16 protein-coding genes are annotated in these 22,888 nt (G+C 70.2%); 9 read left to right on the top strand and 7 right to left on the bottom strand.

What is annotated here, in order from left to right; genetic code table 11:
* Window positions 1–36 precede the first annotated feature (36 nt).
* Complete coding sequence (locus ACF062_RS01630; protein WP_320591241.1) at window positions 37–1,152, top strand: DivIVA domain-containing protein; 1,116 nt, start codon at window positions 37–39, stop codon at window positions 1,150–1,152.
* 232 nt (window positions 1,153–1,384) lie between these two features.
* Here the strand turns inward: ACF062_RS01630 and ileS are convergent, their stop codons facing one another.
* Window positions 1,385–4,531 carry an isoleucine--tRNA ligase gene (gene ileS, locus ACF062_RS01625; protein ID WP_392134308.1) on the bottom strand — a complete coding sequence of 1,049 codons (3,147 nt, stop codon included), beginning with the start codon at window positions 4,529–4,531 and terminating at the stop codon, window positions 1,385–1,387.
* Window positions 4,532–5,384: 853 nt separating this feature from the next.
* Between ileS and ACF062_RS01620 the strand changes: the two genes are divergently transcribed.
* From ACF062_RS01620 to ACF062_RS01600, 5 genes are all read left to right on the top strand, one after another.
* Window positions 5,385–6,860, top strand: coding sequence for a histone H1-like repetitive region-containing protein (locus ACF062_RS01620; protein ID WP_392136421.1), 1,476 nt, complete (start codon window positions 5,385–5,387; stop codon window positions 6,858–6,860).
* Window positions 6,861–6,938: 78 nt separating this feature from the next.
* A complete protein-coding gene (gene lspA / locus ACF062_RS01615; RefSeq protein WP_223774116.1) occupies window positions 6,939–7,532 on the top strand; it encodes a signal peptidase II in 594 nt (197 codons plus the stop codon).
* A 62-nt stretch (window positions 7,533–7,594) separates the two neighbouring features.
* Window positions 7,595–8,536, top strand: a complete 942-nt coding sequence (locus tag ACF062_RS01610) for an RluA family pseudouridine synthase (RefSeq protein ID WP_392134306.1) — start codon at window positions 7,595–7,597, stop codon at window positions 8,534–8,536.
* Complete coding sequence (locus ACF062_RS01605) at window positions 8,533–9,006, top strand: GNAT family N-acetyltransferase (protein ID WP_392134304.1); 474 nt, start codon at window positions 8,533–8,535, stop codon at window positions 9,004–9,006. The genes ACF062_RS01610 and ACF062_RS01605 overlap by 4 nt, the downstream gene beginning before the upstream one ends.
* Before the next feature lie 136 nt (window positions 9,007–9,142).
* Window positions 9,143–10,729: a Na+/H+ antiporter gene (locus ACF062_RS01600; RefSeq protein ID WP_223774113.1), complete on the top strand. Its 1,587-nt coding sequence runs from the start codon at window positions 9,143–9,145 to the stop codon at window positions 10,727–10,729.
* 22 nt (window positions 10,730–10,751) lie between these two features.
* On the opposite strand, the gene ACF062_RS01595 is transcribed toward ACF062_RS01600, so the two are convergent.
* Entirely contained in the window at window positions 10,752–11,843 is a 1,092-nt protein-coding gene (locus ACF062_RS01595) for a mechanosensitive ion channel family protein (protein WP_392134301.1), read from the bottom strand.
* A gap of 103 nt (window positions 11,844–11,946) precedes the next feature.
* Between ACF062_RS01595 and ACF062_RS01590 the strand changes: the two genes are divergently transcribed.
* Window positions 11,947–12,516 (top strand): dienelactone hydrolase family protein, encoded by a 570-nt coding sequence (locus ACF062_RS01590; RefSeq protein ID WP_392134298.1) that lies wholly within the window; start codon window positions 11,947–11,949, stop codon window positions 12,514–12,516.
* A gap of 25 nt (window positions 12,517–12,541) precedes the next feature.
* On the opposite strand, the gene ACF062_RS01585 is transcribed toward ACF062_RS01590, so the two are convergent.
* The 4 genes from ACF062_RS01585 to ACF062_RS01570 all read right to left on the bottom strand — a co-directional run bounded on the left by ACF062_RS01585 (window position 12,542) and on the right by ACF062_RS01570 (window position 17,267).
* Window positions 12,542–14,206, bottom strand: coding sequence for an alkaline phosphatase D family protein (locus ACF062_RS01585; protein WP_392134297.1), 1,665 nt, complete (start codon window positions 14,204–14,206; stop codon window positions 12,542–12,544).
* A 109-nt stretch (window positions 14,207–14,315) separates the two neighbouring features.
* Entirely contained in the window at window positions 14,316–15,125 is an 810-nt protein-coding gene (locus tag ACF062_RS01580) for a DsbA family protein (protein WP_392134295.1), read from the bottom strand.
* A 48-nt stretch (window positions 15,126–15,173) separates the two neighbouring features.
* Window positions 15,174–15,860, bottom strand: coding sequence for a hypothetical protein (locus ACF062_RS01575; RefSeq protein ID WP_392136418.1), 687 nt, complete (start codon window positions 15,858–15,860; stop codon window positions 15,174–15,176).
* A gap of 78 nt (window positions 15,861–15,938) precedes the next feature.
* Window positions 15,939–17,267: a DUF2252 domain-containing protein gene (locus ACF062_RS01570; protein ID WP_392134293.1), complete on the bottom strand. Its 1,329-nt coding sequence runs from the start codon at window positions 17,265–17,267 to the stop codon at window positions 15,939–15,941.
* A gap of 213 nt (window positions 17,268–17,480) precedes the next feature.
* Between ACF062_RS01570 and dnaE the strand changes: the two genes are divergently transcribed.
* Window positions 17,481–21,023: a DNA polymerase III subunit alpha gene (dnaE, locus tag ACF062_RS01565; RefSeq protein WP_392134291.1), complete on the top strand. Its 3,543-nt coding sequence runs from the start codon at window positions 17,481–17,483 to the stop codon at window positions 21,021–21,023.
* 79 nt (window positions 21,024–21,102) lie between these two features.
* Here the strand turns inward: dnaE and ACF062_RS01560 are convergent, their stop codons facing one another.
* Complete coding sequence (locus ACF062_RS01560; protein WP_392134288.1) at window positions 21,103–21,282, bottom strand: hypothetical protein; 180 nt, start codon at window positions 21,280–21,282, stop codon at window positions 21,103–21,105.
* 337 nt (window positions 21,283–21,619) lie between these two features.
* On the opposite strand from ACF062_RS01560, the gene ACF062_RS01555 reads away from it, so the two are divergent.
* The gene (locus ACF062_RS01555) at window positions 21,620–22,867 is read left to right on the top strand and encodes an NYN domain-containing protein (protein ID WP_392134286.1); all 1,248 of its coding nucleotides are present in this window, start codon (window positions 21,620–21,622) and stop codon (window positions 22,865–22,867) included.
* Window positions 22,868–22,888 lie beyond the last annotated feature (21 nt).

The following is a 22,888-nucleotide window of genomic DNA, read 5'->3' as shown; positions in this document are numbered from 1 at the left end:
CTTGCCGAATGCCGACGACTACGTTGAGGTGAAGAGATGCCGTTGACCCCCGAGGACGTGCGGAACAAGCAGTTCACGACCGTCCGCCTCCGAGAAGGCTATGACGAGGACGAGGTCGATGCCTTCCTCGATGAGGTCGAAGCCGAACTGACTCGCCTGCTCCGCGAGAACGAGGACCTGCGCGCCAAGCTGGCCGCCGCCACCCGCGCCGCTGCTCAGAACCAGCAGCAGGGCGGTATGCGCAAGGGTCCCGACGGGCCGCAGGACCAGCGAGGTCCGGGTGCTCCGGTGCCCGCCGCTATATCGGGACCGCAGCCGGTCCCGCCGCAGCAGCAGATGGGTGGCCCCATGGGTGGCCCGCCTCAGCTGCCCGGCGGCGCACCGCAGCTGCCCGCAGGCCCCAGCGGACATGGCCAGCAGCATGGCCAGCAGGGTGGTCCGCAGGGCCCCGGCCCGATGGGTCAGGGTCCGATGGGCGGCCCCATGGGTGGTCCCATGGGTGGCGGCCCGATGGGTGGTCCGCAGATGCCGCAGCCCGGTCAGGGCCCCGGTGGCGACAGCGCCGCACGCGTGCTGTCCCTTGCGCAGCAGACCGCCGACCAGGCGATCGCGGAGGCCCGTTCCGAGGCCAACAAGATCGTCGGCGAGGCCCGTTCGCGCGCCGAGGGCCTCGAGCGTGACGCCCGTGCCAAGGCCGACGCCCTGGAGCGGGACGCGCAGGAGAAGCACCGCGTCGCGATGGGCTCCCTGGAGTCCGCTCGCGCCACGCTGGAGCGCAAGGTCGAGGACCTGCGCGGCTTCGAGCGCGAGTACCGCACGCGTCTGAAGTCGTACCTGGAGTCGCAGCTGCGCCAGCTGGAGACGCAGGCCGACGACTCGCTGGCCCCGCCGCGTACGCCTGCCACCGCCTCGCTGCCGCCGTCCCCGGCGCCGTCGATGGCTCCGGCCGGCGCGGGTGCCCCGTCCTACGGCGGCAACCAGTCGATGGGTGGCGGCAACCAGCAGGGCGGCGGTCCGTCCTACGGCGGCCAGCAGCAGATGTCGCCGGCGATGACCCAGCCGATGGCGCCGGTGCGGCCGCAGGGCCAGCAGCCGATGCAGCAGGCCCCGTCGCCGATGCGTGGCTTCCTCATCGACGAGGACGACAACTGACGGGCGTGACCGCGCCTTAGGCGTCGGCAGCGTTCAGGGCCGGGCCCCCAGTCTCTCTGGGGGCCCGGCCCTTTTGTGCGTCCGGGGGTGTTCTGCGCGTCCGGTGGTGTTAGGCGCGCCCGGTGGCGTCGTACAGGAACGTTCGTCTGTACGTGGGTACGCAACGCCGAAGGCCCGGTCCCACCAAGATTTCTTGGCGGGGCCGGGCCTTCGGCCGTGTGCTCGGGCGCGCTTACGCCTTGCGCAGGCGGAACGTCAGCTTCAGGGAGTCGTCGGTGAACGGCTGCCCGAATGTGTCGTCCGCCTCACCCTGGGCGAACTCCGTGGCGAGCACCTCGTCGGAGATGAGCCCGGCGTGGTCGGAGAGCGCCGTGAGCACCTCCGGGTCCGTGGACGTCCAGCGCAGGGCGATCCGGTCCGCGACGTCCAGGCCGCTGTTCTTGCGGGCCTCCTGGATCAGGCGGATCGCGTCACGGGCGAGGCCCGCGCGGCGCAGCTCCTCAGTGATCTCCAGGTCCAGGGCGACCGTGGCACCGGAGTCGGAGGCCACCGACCAGCCCTCGCGCGGGGTCTCCGTGATGATGACCTCGTCCGGGGCCAGCGTCACCGTCTCGCCGTCGACCTCGACGGAGGCCGTGCCCTCGCGCAGCGCCAGCGACAGGGCGGCGGCGTCGGCCTCGGCGACGGCCTTGGCGACCGCCTGGACACCCTTGCCGAACCGCTTGCCGAGCGCCCGGAAGTTGGCCTTGGCGGTGGTGTCGACCAGGGAGCCGCCGACTTCGGAGAGTGACGCCAGGGAGGAGACGTTCAGCTCCTCCGTGATCTGGGCATGCAGCTCCGGGCCCAGCGCGTCGAAGCCGGACGCCGCGACGAGCGCGCGGGACAGCGGCTGGCGGGTCTTGACGCCCGACTCCGCACGCGTGGCACGGCCGAGCTCGACCAGGCGGCGTACGAGGACCATCTGCCGGGACAGCTCCGGGTCGATGGCGGTCAGGTCCGCCTCCGGCCAGGAGGCCAGGTGCACGGACTCCGGGGCGTCCGGCGTCACGGGCACGATCAGATCCTGCCAGACACGCTCCGTGATGAACGGCGTCAGCGGCGCCATCAGGCGCGTGACGGTGTCGACGACCTCGTGCAGGGTGCGCAGGGCCGCCTTGTCGCCCTGCCAGAAGCGGCGACGGGAACGGCGTACGTACCAGTTGGAGAGGTTGTCCACAAAGACGGACAGGAGCTTGCCCGCGCGCTGCGTGTCGTAGCCCTCCATGGCCTGGGTGACCTGGTCGGTCAGCGCGTGCAGCTCGCTGAGCAGCCAGCGGTCCAGAAGCGGGCGGTCGGCGGGCGCCGGGTCGGCGTCGCTCGGGGCCCACTTCGACGTACGGGCGTACAGGGCCTGGAAGGCGACCGTGTTCCAGTACGTGAGGAGCGTCTTGCGGACGACTTCCTGGATGGTGCCGTGGCCCACGCGGCGCGCCGCCCACGGGGAACCGCCGGCCGCCATGAACCAGCGCACCGCGTCGGCGCCGTGCTGGTCCATGAGCGGGATGGGCTGGAGGATGTTGCCCAGGTGCTTGGACATCTTGCGGCCGTCCTCGGCGAGGATGTGGCCGAGGCAGACCACGTTCTCGTAGGACGACTTGTCGAAGACCAGGGTGCCGATGGCCATCAGCGTGTAGAACCAGCCGCGGGTCTGGTCGATGGCCTCCGAGATGAACTGCGCGGGGTAGCGGCTCTCGAAGAGTTCCTTGTTCTTGTACGGATAGCCCCACTGCGCGAACGGCATCGAGCCCGAGTCGTACCAGGCGTCGATGACCTCCGGCACGCGCGTGGCCGTGCCGGCGCAGCCCTCCTTGGGGCACGCGAAGGTGATCTCGTCGATGAAGGGGCGGTGCGGGTCCAGGCCCGACTGGTCGGTGCCGGTCAGATCGGAGAGCTCCGCGCGCGAGCCGACGCAGGTGAGGTGGTCGTCCTCGCAGCGCCAGATGGGCAGCGGGGTGCCCCAGTAGCGGTTGCGGGAGAGCGCCCAGTCGACGTTGTTGTTCAGCCAGTCACCGAAGCGGCCGTGCTTGACCGACTCCGGGAACCAGTTGGTCTTCTCGTTCTCCTGGAGGAGCTTGTCCTTGACGGCCGTGGTGCGGATGTACCAGGACGGCTGCGCGTAGTAGAGCAGCGCCGTGTGGCAGCGCCAGCAGTGCGGGTAGCTGTGCTCGTACGCGATGTGCTTGAAGAGCAGGCCGCGGTCGTCGAGGTCCTTGGTGAGGGCCTCGTCGGCCTTCTTGAAGAAGACGCCGCCCACGAGCGGGACGTCCTCCTCGAAGGTGCCGTCCGGGCGGACCGGGTTCACGACCGGCAGGCCGTACGCGCGGCAGACCTTGAGGTCGTCCTCACCGAAGGCGGGGGACTGGTGGACGAGGCCGGTGCCGTCCTCGGTGGTGACGTACTCGGCGTTGACCACGAAGTGCGCCGGAGCCGGGAACTCCACCAGCTCGAAGGGACGTTGGTACGTCCAGCGCTCCATCTCGGCGCCGGTGAAGGTCTCGCCGGTCGTCTCCCATCCCTCGCCGAGCGCCTTCTCGACGAGCTGCTGGGCGACGACGAGCTTCTGCTCGCCGTCCGTCGCGACGACGTAGGTGACGTCGGGGTGCGCGGCGACGGCGGTGTTGGAGACGAGCGTCCAGGGCGTCGTCGTCCAGACCAGGAGGGCGGCCTCGCCCGCGAGGGGGCCGGAGGTGAGGGGGAAGCGGACGTAGACGGACGGGTCGACGACCGTCTCGTAGCCCTGCGCCAGCTCGTGGTCGGACAGGCCCGTGCCACACCGCGGGCACCAGGGGGCGACGCGGTGGTCCTGGACGAGCAGGTCCTTGTTGAAGATCTCCTTCAGGGACCACCAGACCGAGTCGACGTACTCGGGGTTCATCGTCCGGTACGCGTCGTCGAGGTCGACCCAGTAGCCCATGCGGGTCGTCAGCTCGGTGAAGGCGTCGGTGTGGCGGGTCACGGACTCGCGGCACTTGGCGTTGAACTCGGCGATGCCGTACGCCTCGATGTCCTTCTTGCCGTTGAAGCCGAGTTCCTTCTCGACCGCGAGCTCCACGGGGAGGCCGTGGCAGTCCCAGCCGGCCTTGCGGGCCACGTGGTAGCCGCGCATGGTGCGAAAGCGCGGGAAGACGTCCTTGAAGACGCGGGCCTCGATGTGGTGGGCGCCCGGCATGCCGTTGGCGGTCGGCGGGCCCTCGTAGAACACCCACTCGGGGCGGCCTTCGGACTGCTCCAGGCTCTTGGCGAAGATCTTCTGCTCGCGCCAGAAGTCGAGCACGGCGTGCTCGAGGGCGGGCAGGTCGACCTGGGCGGGTACCTGTCGGTACTGCGGCGGCGTATTCACGGGCTCCTCCGGCGGATGTGCTGCCTTCCGTCGGAGGGACGAGAGCCGTGTGCGCCTGGTGCGGCGCGCTCCCGCGGTACCACCCTCCTTGGCTCTCCGGAACGGTGCTCCGTGCCGGTGAGCCCCCTCATTGGGGTCGCGATACCGGGTCTACTCGCCTCGGCCCGAAGGCCTCGGCTTTCTTCCGGCGGCTCCGGGGTGATCTTCACGTCGCGCTCGCCCCCGGGCTCACACCGTCCCCGGGTCGCTCATGGCTGCGTACGCCGCTACTCGTCCCCATCCACGCTTCTCGCTGCCGTTCAGTGTACGGCGCCCGGGAAGCGTGGCCGAACGGTTTTCGCGGGACCGCGCGGGGCGCGGGGTGCGGGGCGCGGACTGCCCCGAATGGCGACATGCGGGGCGCGGGATCCCGGCGCGCGTCGGCCGGCGGATTACCCGGCAGGGAGTTGGGCACAACGCTTGCAGACTCGCCCCGCGGGACCGGCGTGGCGGGCGGATCGGGCGGCGTGCCCCGTTGCCGCGGGCCTGGAGTCGATTTATCGTCCCAGAACGATTCGCGTGCAAGATCACAATATGTGAAGGGGCCGCGGCCATGGTGGCGAAGAAGACCGCCGTACAGCAGTCGGCGTCCGGCAGATCCACAGGCGCGGCCGGGACGACGGCCAAGGATGTGAGCGGCAGCGGCGAGAGGCGCGGGCACGAGGCGTACGTGGCCAATGGCATGCATGCGGCGGGGGAGGTCGCGCGGAAGGTCCATGTGGGGCCGGGAGCGATGTCGGGGGATGAGGCGGCGGGGAAGAGGGCGGGAGTGTCTGGGGCGGCGGTGCGGGGGGCGGAGACGTCGGGGGCAGTGGTGAAGAAGGCGGTGGCCAAGGAGGCGGCGGTCAAACGGGCGGTGGCCAAGGAGGCCGCGCCTGAGCAGGGCGCGGCTAAGAAGACTGCCGCTAAGAAGGCGGCGGCCAAGAAGGCGGCAGCCAAGAAGGCAGCAGTTAAGAAGACGGCAGCTAAGAAGACGGCAGCTAAGAAGACGGCAGCTAAGAAGACGGCAGCTAAGAAGACTGCCGCCAAGAAGACGGCAGCTAAGAAGGGGGCGGTCGAGAACACGGCAATGGAGGGGGCGGCAGCCGAGAAGGCGGCGGCCAAGGAGGCGGCGGCCAAGAAGGCCCCCGCGAAGAAGGCCGCGCCTGAGCCGACCGCGCCTGGCGAGGCCGCGCCGGAAGCGGCTGTGCCGGACGCGGCCGCGGTGAAGAAGGCCGTGGCCAAGAAAGCCGGCGCCGAGAAGGCCACTACCAAGAAGACCGCTACCAAGAAGACCACCGCCAAGAAGGCCGCCGCGAAGAATGCTTCCTCCAAGGAGGCTTCCGCCGAGAAGTCGGTGGGCAAGAAAGCCTCTGCCGACGGGGCGGTAGCCGCGGAGGCATCCGCTTCCGGGATGGGTGCGGACGAGGCTTCTGAGAGCGCTGCCAAGACGGCTGAGCAGGCAGGGAAGATGGCGATGGAGGAGGCGACCCCGCTGCGGAAGGCGACCCCCGCGAGGGATGTGGGCCATGCGGGGGCGGAGGCTTCCGTGAGGGAAGCGACTCCTGCCGGGGAAGGGATTGCCGCGGGAGGCGCGGACCGGGACCTGGACTTGGAGGGAGAGGCGGACGTCGGGGGCGAGACCGACTCCGCGGCAGGCATGGCCCCGGCCGGGGAAGCGCCCGCCAAGAAGAGCCCCGCGAAGAAAAGCGCCGCCAAGCAGAGCACGACGAAGCAGAGCACGGTCAAGAAGAGCACGGCGAAGAAGACGGTCGCGTCCGCGGCCGAAGATGCGGCTGAGGCCGCGGAGACGACGGGAGCCACGACAGTGGTTGCGAAGAAGACTCCGGGCACGGCGACCGCAGCGACCAAGCCGACGGCGGTGCCCAAGGCGCGTGCCGCCGCGGCCGACGCCGGTGAGCTCGCGGTCCGGCCGGGCGAGGACCCCTGGACGCCGGAAGAGGTCGCGCAGGCCCGCACGGACCTCCAGAGCGAGGCGCTGCGGCTGACCACCGAGATCACGGCGTCCGAGCGGGCCCTCGCGGGGCTTATGCGGGACTCCGGGGACGGCGCGGGCGACGACGAGGCGGACACCGGTACGAAGAACATCACGCGCGAGCACGAGATGGCCCTGGCCGCGAACGCGCGCGAGATGCTCGTCCAGACCGAGCGCGCCCTGGAACGCCTCGACGCGGGGACGTACGGCCTCTGCGAGAACTGCGGCAACCCGATCGGCAAGGCGCGCATGCAGGCCTTCCCGCGCGCGACGCTATGCGTGGAGTGCAAGCAGAAGCAGGAACGGCGCTCCTGAGCACGGCCTGAACGCCTGGACCCGTACGTGTGTGCCGTACCCTCGTCCCCAGTCAGGTACCTAGGTCGAGGGACTCACGTGGCAGAGGCGGAGCGCATCATCGGTACGCCGGACAACCCTGAGACGGGCGGGGGCGAGCCGGAGCAGTCCGGCGAGGTCGCGGGCGAGGACGGGCAGCAGCCCAGGGGCAGGCGCAGGATCGCCGTGCTCTTCGTCGTCGCCGCCGTCGCCTACGCCTTCGACCTGATCAGCAAGATGATCGTGGTCGCGAAGCTGGAGCACCACGAGCCGATCGACATCGTCGGCGACTGGCTGCGCTTCAACGCGATCCGGAACGCGGGCGCGGCCTTCGGGTTCGGCGAGGCCTTCACGATCATCTTCACGTGCATCGCGGCCGCCGTCATCGTGGTGATCGCCCGCCTCGCCCGCAAGCTGTACAGCCTGCCGTGGGCGATCGCGCTCGGTCTGCTGCTCGGCGGCGCGCTCGGCAACCTCACCGACCGGATCTTCCGTGCGCCCGGCGTCTTCGAGGGCGCGGTGGTCGACTTCATCGCCCCCAAGGGCTTCGCGGTCTTCAACCTCGCGGACTCGGCGATCGTCTGCGGCGGCATCCTGATCGTGCTGCTGTCCTTCCGCGGACTCGACCCGGACGGCACCGTCCACAAGGACTGAGGCCCCGCCCCGTATGCGACCTGTGGTCGGGGAGTGTCGGTGGGCTCCTGCATACTCAATGGGTGAGCACGATTCCCGAGATCCGCACCCTGCCCGTGCCGGACGGCCTGGAGGGCGAGCGCGTCGACGCCGCCATCTCCCGCATGTTCGGTTTCTCCCGTACGAAGGCCGCCGAGCTCGCCGCGGCGGGGAAGGTCTCGGTCGACGGCTCGGTGGTCGGCAAGTCCGAGCGGGTGCACGGCGGCGCCTGGCTGGAAGTGGAGATGCCGCAGGCGCCCGCTCCGGTGCAGGTCGTGGCCGAGCCCGTCGAGGGCATGGAGATCGTGCATGACGACGACGACATCGTCGTGATCGTCAAGCCGGTCGGCGTGGCCGCGCACCCGAGCCCCGGCTGGACCGGGACGACCGTGATCGGCGGCCTCGCGGCGGCCGGTTTCCGCGTCTCCACCTCCGGTGCCGCCGAGCGCCAGGGCATCGTGCACCGCCTGGACGTGGGCACCTCCGGCCTCATGGTGGTCGCCAAGTCGGAGCGTGCGTACACCTCCCTGAAGCGCCAGTTCAAGGAGCGCACGGTCGACAAGCGCTACAACGCGCTGGTGCAGGGCCACCCCGACCCGATGAGCGGCACGATCGACGCCCCCATCGGCCGGCACCCCAACCACGACTACAAGTGGGCGGTCACGGCCGAGGGCAAGCCCTCCGTGACGCACTACGACCTCATCGAGGCCTTCCGGGCCGCCTCCCTGCTCGACATCAAGCTGGAGACCGGGCGCACCCACCAGATCCGCGTCCACATGGCGGCACACCGGCACCCCTGCGTGGGCGACCTGACGTACGGCGCGGACCCGACGCTCGGCAAGCGGCTCGGCCTCACGCGGCAGTGGCTGCACGCGGTCCGGCTCGGCTTCGAGCACCCGGGCGACGGGCAGTGGGTGGAGTTCGAGAGCCAGTACCCCGACGACCTCCAGCAGGCGCTCGACCGGGTGCGGGCGGAGAGTTCGTGAGCGATGTGACGATCCGGGTCGCTCGGGATCCGGACGACCTGGCGGCCTGCTTCGCGGTCCGCAAGGACGTCTTCGTGGCCGAGCAGCAGGTGCCCGAAGAGCTTGAGTACGACGAGTACGACGCGGGGGCGGTGCATGTTCTGGCGGTGCGCGAGGACGGCGTTCCGCTGGGCACCGGGCGGCTCCTGACCGGCGCCGCGGCCGCCGCGAAGAACGGCGGGGACGCCACCGTCGGCGCGCTCGGCCGGCTCGCGGTGACGCGGGCCGCGCGCGGCCTCGGCGTCGGAGCGGCCCTGGTCGGCGCCATCGAGGACGCGGCACGCGCGCGTGGCCTGACGGCGGTCGACCTGCACGCGCAGACACAGGCCCTGGGTTTCTACGAGCGCCTGGGGTATGAGGCGTACGGACCTGAGTTCCCGGACGCCGGAATTCCGCACCAGGCGATGCGGAAGGCGCTGCGCCTGCGTTGACGCCTAGGCATGGGCCGCGCGCCCCGGGTCACCGCCGCGAGCGCGGAAAGTGGGGCGCGGTCGTCCGGTTCGCAACGGACGCGTGGCAGGGTTGAGGTCTTGATCGTTGGAGTCTCGACCGCCCGGAGGGCGCACCGTGGATCAACTGGCGCTGCTGCTCGTGTTGCTGCTGGGGGCCGTTGTCACGGTACCGCTGGGGGACCGGCTCGGGCTGCCCGCGCCGGTGCTGATGACGCTGGCGGGCATCGGCATGGCCCTCCTGCCGTTCGTGCCCAATGTCGAGATCCCGCCGGACTACATCCTCCCGCTGGTCCTGCCGCCCCTGCTCTACGCGTCCGTGCAGCGCACGTCCTGGCGGCAGTTCGCGGCCAACCGGCGGCCCATCTTCCTGCTCGCCGTGGCCCTGGTGTTCGTGACCACGGCGGCGGTCGCCGCCATGGCCAACGCCCTGGTGCCCGGGCTGCCGATCGCCGCGGCCGTCGCGCTCGGAGCGCTCGTCGCGCCGCCGGACCCCGTCGCCGCGACCGCCGTCGCGGGTTCGCTCGGGCTGCCCCGCAGGCTCGTGTCGATCCTGGAGGGCGAGGGGCTCTTCAACGACGTCACCGCGATCGTGCTCTACCACGTGGCGATCGCGGCGGCGGTGAGCGGCACCTTCTCCTGGCCGTCCGCCGCGGGCCGGCTGGTGCTGTCCGCCGTGGTGGCCGTGCTCGTCGGGCTCGTGCTCGGCTGGCTCACGAACAAGCTCATGATGCTGCTCGGCGACGCCACCCTCCAGACCGGCCTGACGCTGCTCGTGCCGTTCGTCAGCTATGTGCTGGCCGAGGAGATGCTCGGCTCCGGTGTGCTCGCCGTCCTGACCACGGCGCTCTACCTCGCGGAGAACGCCGTCGACGCCGACGACGTGCTCGGGCGGATCACCGGCCAGACGTTCTGGCAGATCGTCGACACCCTGGTGACCGGCGCCGCGTTCGGGCTCATCGGGCTCGAACTGCACAACGTCTTCGGCATCGCGAGCGGCCGTGAGTGGGAGATGTTCGGCTGGGGCGCGGCGATCGTCGGCGTCGTCGTCGGCGTACGGCTGCTGTGGCTGCTGCCCGCGACGTGGCTCGCCAAGCGGCTCCACAAGCGCCGGGACTTCGACGAGGACATTCCGACGAGCTGGCGCGAGACCGTCGTCATGTGGTGGGCCGGTATGCGCGGCGTGGCCTCCGTGGCGCTCGCGCTCGCCATCCCGCTCAAGACGGACGACGGGTCTCCGTTCCCGGCCCGAGACGAGATCATCTTCATCGCGTTCTGCGTCATCATGGCGACCCTCGTCGTGCAGGGGCTCACGCTGCCCTGGCTGGTGCGCAAGCTCCGGGTGCAGGCCGACGCCGGCGCGGAGCGGGAGCTGGAGCGCGAGCTGGCGGTGCGCGCCGCCAAGGCCGCCAAGCGCCGCCTCAAGGAGATCGAGGAGGTCGAGGAGCTCCCGGAGGAGGTCTCGGAGCGGTTGCAGCGCGGCGCGTTCGACATCGGGGCCAGGATCAGCCCGGACATGGTCGACGAGGAGCGCCGCGAGCGGTACGCGCGGCGCGTGGACCGCCTGAAGGCCTTCCAGCGCATCCAGCGCGAGATGATGTCCGCCGCCCGCCACGAGGTCCTCGCCGCGCGCAGCGAGCCCGGTGCCGACCCGGAGATCGTCGACCGGGTGCTGCATCACCTCGACGTGCGCAGCTTGCGCTGAGGCGGCAGGTGGCGTCGCGGGCTCAGCCTCGTCCGGTGCGGGGCATCTCCGGGGTCAGGGGGTGCGGGTCGTGGCCGTTCGGGGAGGGTTCCGCCCAGGCCGTGGTGATGCGCGGCAGGGCGTACGGATGGTGTTCCGTCAGCCACTGGATCAGCTGCTCGCGCACCGTGACCCGCACCGTCCAGACGTCGTCCGCGTCCTTGGCGGTGACCAGGGCGCGGACCTGCATCGTGCTCGGCGTCGTGTCCGTGACCGCGAGGCCCCAGTCCCTGCCGTCCCACGCCGCGCACTCGCGCAGGATGTCCCGGAGCTTCTCGCGCATCTCGTGGACCGGCGCGGAGTGGTCCAGGTGGAAGAAGACCGTGCCGGTCATCTGCGCGCCGCCACGGGACCAGTTCTCGAAGGGCCTGGACGTGAAGTACGACACGGGCATCGTGATCCGGCGCTCGTCCCAGGTGCGGACGGCCAGGAAAGTGAGGGTGATCTCCTCCACGGTGCCCCACTCGCCCGCCACCACCACGGTGTCCCCGATCCGCACCATGTCGCCGAAAGCGATCTGCAGGCCCGCGAAGAGGTTGCCGAGAGTGGACTGGGCCGCGACACCGGCGACGATGCCGAGGATGCCGGCCGAGGCGAGCAGCGAGGTGCCCGCGGCCTGCATGGCGGGGAAGGTCAGCAGCATCGCGGCGACCGCTACGACGGCGACGATCGCGGTGACGACCCGCTGGATGAGCGTCACCTGCGTACGGACCCTGCGCACCCGGGCCGGATCGCGGTGGACCGCGGCGTAGCGGGCGTACGAGGACTCCACTATCGCCGCGGCGATCCGCACCACCAGCCAGGCCGTGGAGCCGATGAGCACGAGGGACAGGATCCGCCCGATGGCCTGCGAGTGGTTCCTGGCGAGCTCCGCGTGCCCGTAGGAGCCTCTCAGCAGGGCGGCACACAGAACGACGTGGAAGGGCACCCGGCAGCGGCGCAGCAGACCCCACAGCGGGGTCTCGTGGTGCCGCTCGTCGGCCCGGCGCATGGCGAAGTCGACCAGCCAGCCGATCGCCACCGTGAGCACGACCGAGCCGCCGATCACGATCAACGGACGCAGTACGTTCTCCATGGCTCCGAGGGTAGGGGTACCGCGTCCGTACATCCGCGGGCAGGGGTGCCAGGTGCATGACATTGAAAACGGGGTACCCGGTACGGATGGCACGATTGACCCCATGAACATCATGCTTTTCCACTCGACGTACGGGCTGCGGCCCGCGGTGCACGCGGCCGCGGACCGGTTGCGCGCCGCGGGGCACGAGGTGTGGACCCCCGATCTCTTCGAGGGGCGCACCTTCGACACCGTCGAGGAAGGCATGGCCTTTCAGGACGGACTCGGCAAGGACGAGCTCCTGAAGAGGGCGATCCTGGCCGCCGCCCCCTACTCCGAGCGAGGCCTCGTCTACGCGGGCTTCTCGCTCGGCGCCGCGACCGCGCAGACCCTCGCGCTCGGCGACGACAAGGCGCGCGGCCTGCTGCTCCTGCACGGCACCTCCGACATCGCGGAGAACGCGTCCGTGGACGGCCTGCCGGTGCAGCTGCACGTGGCGGAGCCCGACCCCTTCGAGTCGGACGACTGGCTGAGCGCGTGGTACCTGCGGATGGGGCGCGCCGGGGCCGACGTGGAGATCTACCGCTACGCGGGCGCCGGGCACCTCTTCACCGACCCGGACCTCGACGACTACGACGCCGAGGCCGCGGAGGCGACGTGGCGCACGGCGACCGGCTTCCTGGAGACGCTCTGACGGCCTCCGGCACGCCCCCGCGGGCTCAGCGCACCGGCTCGTGCACCCGCTCGACCTTCTGCGTGCCGCTGAGCGTGCGGTAGGAACGGACCCAGGACGACGTCGCCTTCGGGTCGGTCCGGTCGGAGAGGGCGTAGTAGTCCATCTGCGCGCGCTCGGCGGTGACGTCGAGGACGCCGTAGCCGTGCGAGTCCATGTCCAGCCACTTCACATGGCGGTTGGCCGCCTTGATGGCCGCCGCGGCCGCCAGCGAGACGGTGTGCGGGGCGACGTCGAGCATGTCGTCGATGTTGTCCGAACTCACCGAAGTGACCACGAACTCCGTGGCGACCGAGGGCGAGAGGGGATACGTGGCCGCCTTGGCCGGCACATTGTTCGCCCACGCCATGTGGATGTCACCGGTCAGGAAGACGGTGTCCTGGATCTCGTTGTCCCGCAGGTGGGCCAGGAGTTCCTTGCGGTCGTCCGTGTAGCCGTCCCACTGGTCGGTGTTGATGGCGAGGCCCTCCTTGGGCAGACCCAGCAACTCCGCGAGGGGCGCGAGGAGGTGCGCGGGCAGGGAGCCGAAGGCGACCGGCGAGATCATCACCGAGGTGCCGACCAGCTTCCAGGCGGCCCCCGAGGACGCGAGGCCCGCCTTCAGCCAGTCGAGCTGCGCGCGGCCCGTCAGCGTACGGTCCGCATCGTCCACCGCGCCGCTGCCGGTGCCCGCCTGCTGGGAGCGGAAGGACCGCAGGTCGAGCAGGTGCAGATCGGCCAGCCTGCCGAAGCGGATGCGGCGGTGGACCGTGCCCTCGGTCGAGGGGCGTACGGGCATCCACTCGAAGTACGCCTGCTTGGCCGCCGCCATGCGCTGCGCCCAAGGACCCTCGGACGCGCTGTGGTTGACGGCGCCGCCCGACCAGGTGTTGTCCGCGAATTCGTGGTCGTCCCAGATCGCGACGACCGGGTGCGCGGCGTGCATCGCCTGCGCGTCGGGGTCGGTCTTGTGCGCGCCGTGCCGGACGCGGTAGTCGGCGAGGGTGATGATCTCGTGCCGGGGCTCGTGCTGACGTACGACGTCGTCGGCGGTCGGGTATTCACCGCTCCGGTACTCGTAGATGTAGTCCCCGAGGTGCAGGACCGCGTCGAGTTCGGTGCGGTCCGCGAGATGGCGGTACGCCGAGAAGTACCCCGCCTCCCAGTTGGCGCAGGAGACCACGCCGAACCGGACGCCGTGCGCGGTGGCTTCGTGCGCGGGAGTGGTGCGGGTGCGGCCCACGAGGGAGTGCACCCTGGAGGCGTCGCCTACGGAAAAGCGGAAGTAATAGGTGGTCGCTGGGCGCAAGCCCCTTACGTCGGCCTTGACCGTGTGGTCGGAGGCCGCCCGCGCGGTGGTGCTGCCCCTGCTGACGACTCTGGAGAAGCCCTTGTCCTCGGCTATCTCCCAACGCACCTCCGTATCGGGCCCCTTGCCCGACCCGGGCACGGCGTCCGGGGTGGGCGTCACCCGGGTCCACAGCAGGACGCCGTCGGGCAACGGGTCACCGGAGGCGACACCGTGCAGGAAGGCGGGGCTCTCGGCGGCGTGTGCGAGGGATGCCGTGGCGAGTGGGGCCGCGAGTGCGGCGGTGGCGGCAGCGGCCTTGACGACCGTGCGGCGACTGGGAGTTGAGGCACCTGTAGGTGCGGAAGGGAGGCTACTGGTCACGAGTGATCACATTACTGACCAGTATGGACGAAGAGCGGGCCAACGGGGAAAATTGGCCCGCTCTTCGGCGGAAGGCAGAGTGCGCGCTACGCGGAAGGCTGAGCGCGCGCTACTTCGTGACGCCCGCCGTCTTCAGCGCGGCCTTCCAGGCGTCCGGGGTCTTCGGCGTCTCGATCACCTTGCCGTTGACCTTGATCGTCGGGGTCGACTCCACGCCCTCGGCCGACTGGAAGGAGTCGCTCATCTTGATGGCCCAGGCATCGAAGGTGCCCTTCTTGACGGCACTCTCGAACTTCTTGTTGTCCTTGAGTGAGTCGACCGTGTCGGCCACCTTGAGCAGCTCGTCGTCATCCGCGAACGTGTCGGTGGACTCCGACGGGTGGAACTTCGCGGAGTACAGGGCGGTCTTGAACTCGAGGAACGCGTCCGGGCTGACGTTCAGGGCGGCGCCGAGCGCGCTCAGCGCGTTCTTCGAGCCCTCGCCGCCGAGGTTGTTGTCGAGGAACGTCCCGATGGTGAAGGACAGCTTGTAGTCGCCGTCCTTCATTCCCTTGTCGACCGCGGAGCCGATGGACTGCTCCATGGCCGCGCAACCGGGGCAGCGCGGGTCCTCGTACAGGTGGACGGTGTTCTTGGTGGAGGACTTGCCGAGCGTGAGCGTGGTGCCGTTCTTGCCCGAGGTGTTGGCCGGGGCGACCACCTTCGCGTCGGCTGCCTTCTCCCACTTGCCGGGCTTGCCGGGCTTGTTGGCCTGCATCACCGCGTAGCCGACGCCGCCGGCGATCGCGATGACGCCGACGATCGAGACGCCGACGATGGCCGCGCGCTTGCGCTTCTCCCGCTTCCGCTCGGCTTCCTGCTGAGCGCGGATCCGCTCACGGGCGGCGGACTTGGCGGCCTGGCTGTTGCGCTTGCTCATGATCTTTTCTCCGTGTGGGTGAACTGCGTGGGGGTGCCGTACTCGTGCTCAGGCGAAGATCGCCGAGCGCGGCGGTCCACGCCGCCCCACGAAGTGCACCAGCAGGCGCGTGGCGGTGACGCGCGCCCGGCGCTCGGGGCGCGGCAGGCGGCGTACGGGAGTGCGCGGCACGGTCACCGAGGCGACCGCGAGCAGCAGCGGCCGGAACGACGCCGCGGCGACCGCGCGCAGGAGCTGGGCCAGGGCGCGCTCACCGCGGCGCAGCCACGCCGCCGCCAGGAGCCCCACGCCCACGTGCGCCCCGAGCAGCAGCCAGGCGGCGCCCGGGTCGGCGTCGGCGAGCAGCGCCGCGGCGCCGCCGTGGCCGTCCGCGGTCATCCGGGCCAGCGGCGTCCCGACGGGCGTGCCACCGCACAGCACGTCGAAGCCGACGGAGCGCAGCGGGCCGGTGACCGGGCCGCCCGCCTCGCCGTAACAGACGTGCTGGCCGGCGGTGAACACCGTGTCGGCCGCCAGCTCCAGCGGGATCAGCAGGGCGGCGATCCGCCCGTAGCCGCGCTCGCGGCCCGCCAGCGCGTACGCGAGGACGAAGACGGCGGCGGCGATCGCCGCGACGGTGGTCAGCGGCAGGGGGACCCGGGACAGCAGCACGTGCGACGCGGCGGAGAGCGTCACGACGAGTGCCGTGAACAGCGCCGCGCGCACGGCTCTGAGCTGGGTCCCGGATATGTCCATCGCGGAGGAGTGTGCCATGGGTTCCTGTAGGAGCGCCCTCAAGGGTGCCCATGAGTTCCGCATCGGCACCCGGGGCGGCTACAGGCCCGGGATCCGGCCGTTGCGGAACAGGTCGACGAAGATCTGGTGGTCGCCACGCGCGCGTGCCCCGTAGGTGTGCGCGAAGTCCACGAGCAGCTCCCCGAAGCCGCTCTCGTCGGCCGCGATCGCGGCGTCGATGGCACGCTCCGTGGAGAACGGCACCAGGTCCGAGTGCCCGCTCTCGTCGTCCGCCGCGGCGTGCATCGTGGCGGTGGCGCGGCCGAGGTCGGCGACGACCTCCGAGATCTCCTCCAGGTCGTCGATGTCCGACCAGTCCAGGTCCACCGCGTACGGCGACACCTCGGCGACCAGCTGGCCCGCGCCGTCCAGCTCCGTCCAGCCGAGCCACGGGTCGGCGTGCGCCTGGAGCGCGCGCTGCGAGATGACCGTGCGGTGGCCCTCGTGCTGGAAGTAGCCGCGCACCGCCGGGTCCGTGATGTGCCGCGAGACGGCCGGGGTCTGCGCCTGCTTGAGGTAGATCACGACGTCGTTCTCCAGGGCGTCGCTGTTGCCCTCCAGGAGGATGTTGTACGACGGCAGGCCCGCCGAGCCGATGCCGATGCCGCGCCGGCCCACCACGTCCTTCACGCGGTAGGAGTCGGGGCGGGTGAGCGAGGACTCCGGCAGCGTCTCCAGATAGCCGTCGAAGGCCGCGAGGACCTTGTAACGCGTGGCGGCGTCCAGCTCGATGGAGCCGCCGCCCGGCGCGAAGCGGCGCTCGAAGTCGCGGATCTCGGTCATCGAGTCGAGCAGCCCGAAGCGGGTCAGGGAGCGCGCGTCGCGCAGCGCGTCCAGGAGGGGCCCCTGGGCGGTGTCCAGCGTGAAGGGCGGCACCTCGTCGCTCTTGGCGCCGGTCGCGAGGTCGTGGATGCGCTCGCGGTACGCCGCGGCGTAGATCCGCACCAGCTCGGAGATCTGCTCGTCGCTCAGTGCCTTCGAGTAGCCGATCAGGGCCACGGAGGCGGCGAAGCGCTTCAGATCCCAGGTGAAGGGGCCTACGTACGCCTCGTCGAAGTCGTTCACGTTGAAGATCAGGCGGCCCTGGGCGTCCATGTACGTGCCGAAGTTCTCGGCGTGCAGGTCGCCGTGGATCCACACCCGGCCCGTGCGGTCGTCCAGATACGGCCCGCCGTGCTGCTCGCGCGCCAGGTCGGCGTAGAACAGGCAGGCCGTGCCGCGGTAGAACGCGAAGGCGGAGGAGGCCATCTTGCGGAACTTCACCCGGAACGCGGCGGGGTCCGCGGCAAGCAGCTCGCCGAACGCGGTGCCGAAGACGGCGAGGATCTGCTCGCCGCGCTGATCGGCCGTGGGCTGCGGGACGGACATCGCTGGGTGCCTCCTGGTTACAGGGTCGTGCGGGACAGTGGTGGGCGGGTGGGGGCGGAGATTCCGCCCGTACCGGGCAGGCGCTCCGCCTCTTCCAACGCACGACCGTACTCCCGAGTGCCCGCCCGCTGTCAGTGCCCCGGATTAGACTTCACCGCTGTCCCCCAGACTGCCCGCAGCCTGTCACCAACCGTTCTCCGGAGGCCTCCTACCGTGACCAAGCCGCCCTTCACGCACCTGCACGTGCACACCCAGTACTCGCTGCTTGACGGTGCCGCGCGGCTCAAGGACATGTTCAACGCGTGCAATGAAATGGGCATGACGCACATCGCCATGTCCGACCACGGCAACCTCCACGGTGCGTACGACTTCTTCCACTCGGCGCAGAAGGCGGGCGTGACGCCGATCATCGGCATCGAGGCGTATGTGGCGCCGGAGTCGCGGCGCAACAAGCGGAAGATCCAGTGGGGCCAGCCGCACCAGAAGCGCGACGACGTGTCCGGCTCCGGTGGCTACACCCACAAGACGATCTGGGCGGCGAACAAGACGGGCCTGCACAACCTCTTCCGCCTCTCCTCGGACGCGTACGCGGAAGGCTGGCTCCAGAAGTGGCCGCGTATGGACAAGGAGACGATCTCCCAGTGGTCGGAGGGGCTCATCGCCTCCACCGGCTGCCCCTCGGGCGAGCTTCAGACCCGGCTGCGGCTCGGGCAGTTCGACGAGGCGCTGAAGTCGGCGGCGGAGTACCAGGAGATCTTCGGCAAGGACCGGTACTTCCTGGAGCTGATGGACCACGGCATCGAGATCGAGCGCCGGGTCCGCGACGGCCTGCTGGAGATCGGCAAGAAGCTCGGCATCCCGCCCCTGGTGACGAACGACTCGCACTACACGTACGCGCACGAGTCGACCGCCCACGACGCCCTGCTCTGCATCCAGACCGGCAAGAACCTCTCGGACCCGGACCGCTTCCGCTTCGACGGCACCGGCTACTACCTGAAGTCGACCGACGAGATGTACGCGATCGACTCCTCGGACGCGTGGCAGGAGGGCTGCCGCAACACGCTCCTGGTGGCGGAGCAGATCGACACCACGGGGATGTTCGAGAAGCGCGACCTGATGCCGAAGTTCGACATCCCCGAGGGCTTCACCGAGGTCACCTGGTTCCAGGAGGAGGTCCGCCGCGGCATGGCGCGCCGCTACCCGGGCGGCGTCCCCGAGGACCGCCAGAAGCAGGCCGAGTACGAGATGGACATCATCATCCAGATGGGGTTCCCGGGGTACTTCCTGGTGGTCGCCGACTTCATCATGTGGGCCAAGAACAACGGCATCGCGGTGGGCCCCGGCCGAGGCTCCGCGGCCGGCTCGATCGTCGCGTACGCCATGGGCATCACCGACCTCGACCCGATCACGCACGGCCTGATCTTCGAGCGGTTCCTCAACCCCGAGCGCGTCTCCATGCCCGATGTCGACATCGACTTCGACGAGCGCAGGCGCGTCGAGGTGATCAGGTACGTGACGGAGAAATACGGCGCCGACAAGGTCGCCATGATCGGCACATACGGAAAGATCAAGGCGAAGAACGCCATCAAGGACTCCGCGCGCGTGCTCGGATATCCGTACGCGATGGGCGACCGCCTCACCAAGGCCATGCCCGCCGACGTCCTCGGCAAGGGCATCGACCTCGACGGCATCACCAACCCCAGCCACCCGCGCTACAGCGAGGCGGGCGAGATCCGGGGGATGTACGAGAACGAGCCGGACGTGAAGAAGGTCATCGACACCGCCAAGGGCGTGGAGGGCCTGGTCCGGCAGATGGGCGTGCACGCGGCCGGCGTGATCATGTCCAGCGAGCCGATCGTCGACCACGCCCCGATCTGGGTGCGCCACACCGACGGCGTGACCATCACGCAGTGGGACTACCCCCAGTGCGAGTCGCTCGGCCTGCTCAAGATGGACTTCCTGGGCCTGCGCAACCTCACCATCATGGACGACGCCGTCAAGATGGTGAAGGCCAACAAGGGCATCGAGCTGGAGATGCTCTCCCTGCCGCTCGACGACCCGAAGACCTTCGAACTGCTCTGCCGCGGTGACACCCTCGGCGTCTTCCAGTTCGACGGCGGCCCGATGCGTTCGCTGCTGCGCCAGATGCAGCCCGACAACTTCGAGGACATTTCCGCCGTCTCGGCCCTGTACCGGCCGGGCCCGATGGGCATGAACTCGCACACGAACTACGCCGAGCGCAAGAACGGCCGCCAGGAGATCACGCCGATCCACCCGGAGCTCGAAGAGCCCCTGAAGGAGACGCTCGGCCTCACCTACGGCCTCATCGTGTACCAGGAGCAGGTGCAGAAGGCCGCCCAGATCGTCGCGGGCTACAGCCTCGGCGAAGCCGACATCCTGCGCCGCGTGATGGGCAAGAAGAAGCCCGAGGAGCTGGAGAAGAACTTCGTCCTCTTCCAGGCGGGCGCCCGGAAGAACGGCTACTCCGACGAGGCCATCCAGGCCCTGTGGGACGTCCTGGTCCCCTTCGCCGGCTACGCCTTCAACAAGGCGCACTCCTCCGCGTACGGCCTGGTCACCTACTGGACCGCCTACCTCAAGGCGAACTACCCGGCCGAGTACATGGCCGCGCTGCTCACCTCGGTGAAGGACGACAAGGACAAGTCGGCCGTCTACCTCAACGAGTGCCGCCGCATGGGCATCAAGGTCCTCCCGCCGAACGTGAACGAGTCCGTGCACAACTTCGCCGCGCAGGGCGACGACGTGATCCTCTTCGGCCTGGAGGCGGTCCGCAACGTCGGTACGAACGTGGTGGAGTCGATCATCCGTTCGCGCAAGGCCAAGGGGAAGTTCACCTCCTTCCCCGACTACCTCGACAAGGTCGAGGCGGCCGCCTGCAACAAGCGCACCACGGAATCGCTCATCAAGGCGGGCGCCTTCGACACCATGGGCCACACCCGCAAGGGCCTGACCGCGCAGTACGAGCCGATGATCGACAATGTGGTCGCGGTGAAGCGGAAGGAGGCCGAGGGCCAGTTCGACCTCTTCGGAGGGATGGGCGACGAGACCGGCGGCGACGAGCCGGGCTTCGGTCTCGACGTGGAGTTCTCCGAGGACGAGTGGGAGAAGACGTACCTGCTCGCCCAGGAGCGCGAGATGCTCGGCCTGTACGTCTCCGACCACCCGCTCTTCGGCCTGGAGCACGTGCTCTCCGACAAGGCCGACGCGGGCATCGGGCAGCTCACCGGCGGCGACTTCTCCGACGGCTCGGTCGTCACCATCGGCGGCATCATCTCCGGCCTCCAGCGCAAGATGACCAAGCAGGGCAACGCCTGGGCCATCGCCACCGTCGAGGACCTCGCCGGTTCCATCGAGTGCATGTTCTTCCCCGCGACGTATCAGCTGGTGTCGACCCAGCTCGTCGAGGACGCCGTGGTCTTCGTCAAGGGCCGGCTCGACAAGCGCGAGGACGTGCCGCGGCTCGTCGCGATGGAGCTCCAGGTCCCCGACCTGTCGAACGCGGGCACCAACGCCCCCGTGGTGATCACCATCCCGACCGTCAAGGTGAGCCCGCCGATGGTCCACCGGCTCGGTGAGGTCCTCAGCCACCACCGCGGCAACAGCGAGGTGCGGATCAAGCTCCAGGGGGCGCAGAAGACCACGGTCCTGCGGCTCGACCGGCACCGCGTGAAGCCGGACCCCGCGCTCTTCGGCGACCTGAAGGTGCTGCTCGGCCCGTCCTGCCTGGCGGGCTGACCGGCAGCCGCCGCGGCGGACGAAAGCACGAGGGGCGCACCCGGTCCGGGTGCGCCCCTCAGTCGTGCCTCAATGTGCGTCAGTTGTGGCCGAAGCGGCGCTGGTGCTTACGCGCAACATCAGCGGGGCTGCCCTGCGCCTGCGACTCCATCGGCGACTGGGCCTCGGCGGCGGCCGACTTGGCCTGCTCCGACGCCCGCTCGGCCGCCGAGGCGCGGTTCTCCTGGCTGCCCTGCTTGCGATTCTTGTTCTTGGCCATGGTGATCTTCCTCCTGAGGGGAATCCGGGGGCCATGACGCGATCAGACTCACATAAGACGACAAAGCGCGCATTTCGGAGAATTACCGTGCGTGATAAGGGCTCTCCTCAAGCGAAGCGGTGATACGCCACGCCGAAGATCGAGTTCCGGCCGTTAACCTCCGCCAGGTCGGGCAGACTCGAAGCAGACCCGACGCGGCCCCGCACCCGCACCCCTGATTCATACCCGTCACAGGGTGTGTCCGCGGGCCTTCGAGGGAACGTCCAGGAACCTCCGGGCACTTTCAGGAACTGCCGCCGAAGGCCGGGAGAACCTCCAGGGAAAGAGGGTGGATCGTGTGGACCGCTGCATCGTCCTGGTGGACGCCGGGTATCTGCTGGGTGCCGCCGCGAGTCTCCTCGCGGGCGAACCGTCCAGGTCCCGGATCACCGTCGATCACGCCGCCCTGATCCAGGGTCTGCGCGAGCGCGCGGAGTCCGACACGGAGCGCCAGCTGCTGCGCATCTACTGGTTCGACGGCGCCCCCGACCGCGTACCCCAGCCCGAACACCGGCGGCTGCGCGTCATGCCCCGCGTGACCGTCCGGCTCGGCGCCCTGACCCGCAGCGACGGGCGCTGGGCGCAGAAGGGCGTGGACGCCGCGATGCACGCCGAGCTGACCGAGCTGGCCCGCAACCGCGCCTGCTCCGACATCGTGCTCGTCACCGGCGACGGGGATCTGCTGCCCGGCATGATGGCCGCCAAGGAACACGGCGTCGCCGTCCACCTGTGGGCCGTGCAGGCCGCCGACGGCGACTACAACCAGTCCGAGGACCTGGTCGCCGAGGCCGACGAGCGGCGCGTGCTCGACCGCGCGTGGATCACCAAGGCCGTACGCCCCAAGGAACTCACCGGCATCTGCGCCCCGCCGCCCGCCCCGCGCCCCGAGATCGCCGCGATCCTCTCCGCGCCGCTCCCGGAGTCCGCGCTCGCCGCCGCGGCTCAGCGCGCCGAGGAGGAGGCCGCCCCCGCCCGCCACTCCGACGCCACCTCCAACGGCCGGGAGCCCGGCGAGCACCGCGCCCCTGCGGGCAGAACCGTGCCCACCCCCAAGGATCTGGCCGCCCTGCGCGGCCCCGGCACCCACACCGCCGCCCCCCAGCACCCCACCAACGCCACGCTGCGCTGGTCCTCCGACAAGGGCTGGGTCGAGCGGCCCGGCGGCGCGCCCGAGGGCACCGAGGCGGCCGCGCTGCCCACCCTCGCCCAGCTGACGACGGCCGAGCAGCGCTGGGCCGACCGCGAGGAGGACATCACCACGGTCGGCGGCGACCCGTATGAAGTAGGGCAGGTGTTCGCGCGGCGCTGGATGGCGCGCCTCCCCGAACAGCACAACCTCCAGAAGCTGTCGACGATGTACCCCCGCATCCCGCACCGCATCGACGGCGAGCTGCTGCGCTACGCGGCGCGCTTCGGTCTCCTCGCCCACAAGGACGATCAGATCGACGAGCACGACCGGTACGCGATCCGGGCCGGTTTCTGGCGGGAGATCGACGTGCGGACCGCCGCCGAACACGCGCCCGCGGGAGACCGGGCAGGTGACTGATACGGGGCGTACGGGGCGCCC

This window comes from Streptomyces sp. NPDC015345, assembly GCF_043078805.1.
Lineage (GTDB): Bacteria > Actinomycetota > Actinomycetes > Streptomycetales > Streptomycetaceae > Streptomyces.
This window is presented reverse-complemented; position numbering and strand designations above follow the sequence as displayed.

What these genes read in the sequence shown, in the direction of transcription:
- ACF062_RS01630 (WP_320591241.1), top strand. Translation starts at nt 37, where the DNA reads ATGCCGTTGACCCCCGAGGACGTGCGGAACAAGCAGTTCACGACCGTC.
- ACF062_RS01595 (WP_392134301.1), bottom strand. Translation starts at nt 11,843, where the DNA reads ATGGAGAACGTACTGCGTCCGTTGATCGTGATCGGCGGCTCGGTCGTG.
- ACF062_RS01590 (WP_392134298.1), top strand. Translation starts at nt 11,947, where the DNA reads ATGAACATCATGCTTTTCCACTCGACGTACGGGCTGCGGCCCGCGGTG.
- ACF062_RS01580 (WP_392134295.1), bottom strand. Translation starts at nt 15,125, where the DNA reads ATGAGCAAGCGCAACAGCCAGGCCGCCAAGTCCGCCGCCCGTGAGCGG.
- ACF062_RS01575 (WP_392136418.1), bottom strand. Translation starts at nt 15,860, where the DNA reads ATGGACATATCCGGGACCCAGCTCAGAGCCGTGCGCGCGGCGCTGTTC.
- ACF062_RS01570 (WP_392134293.1), bottom strand. Translation starts at nt 17,267, where the DNA reads ATGTCCGTCCCGCAGCCCACGGCCGATCAGCGCGGCGAGCAGATCCTC.
- ACF062_RS01560 (WP_392134288.1), bottom strand. Translation starts at nt 21,282, where the DNA reads ATGGCCAAGAACAAGAATCGCAAGCAGGGCAGCCAGGAGAACCGCGCC.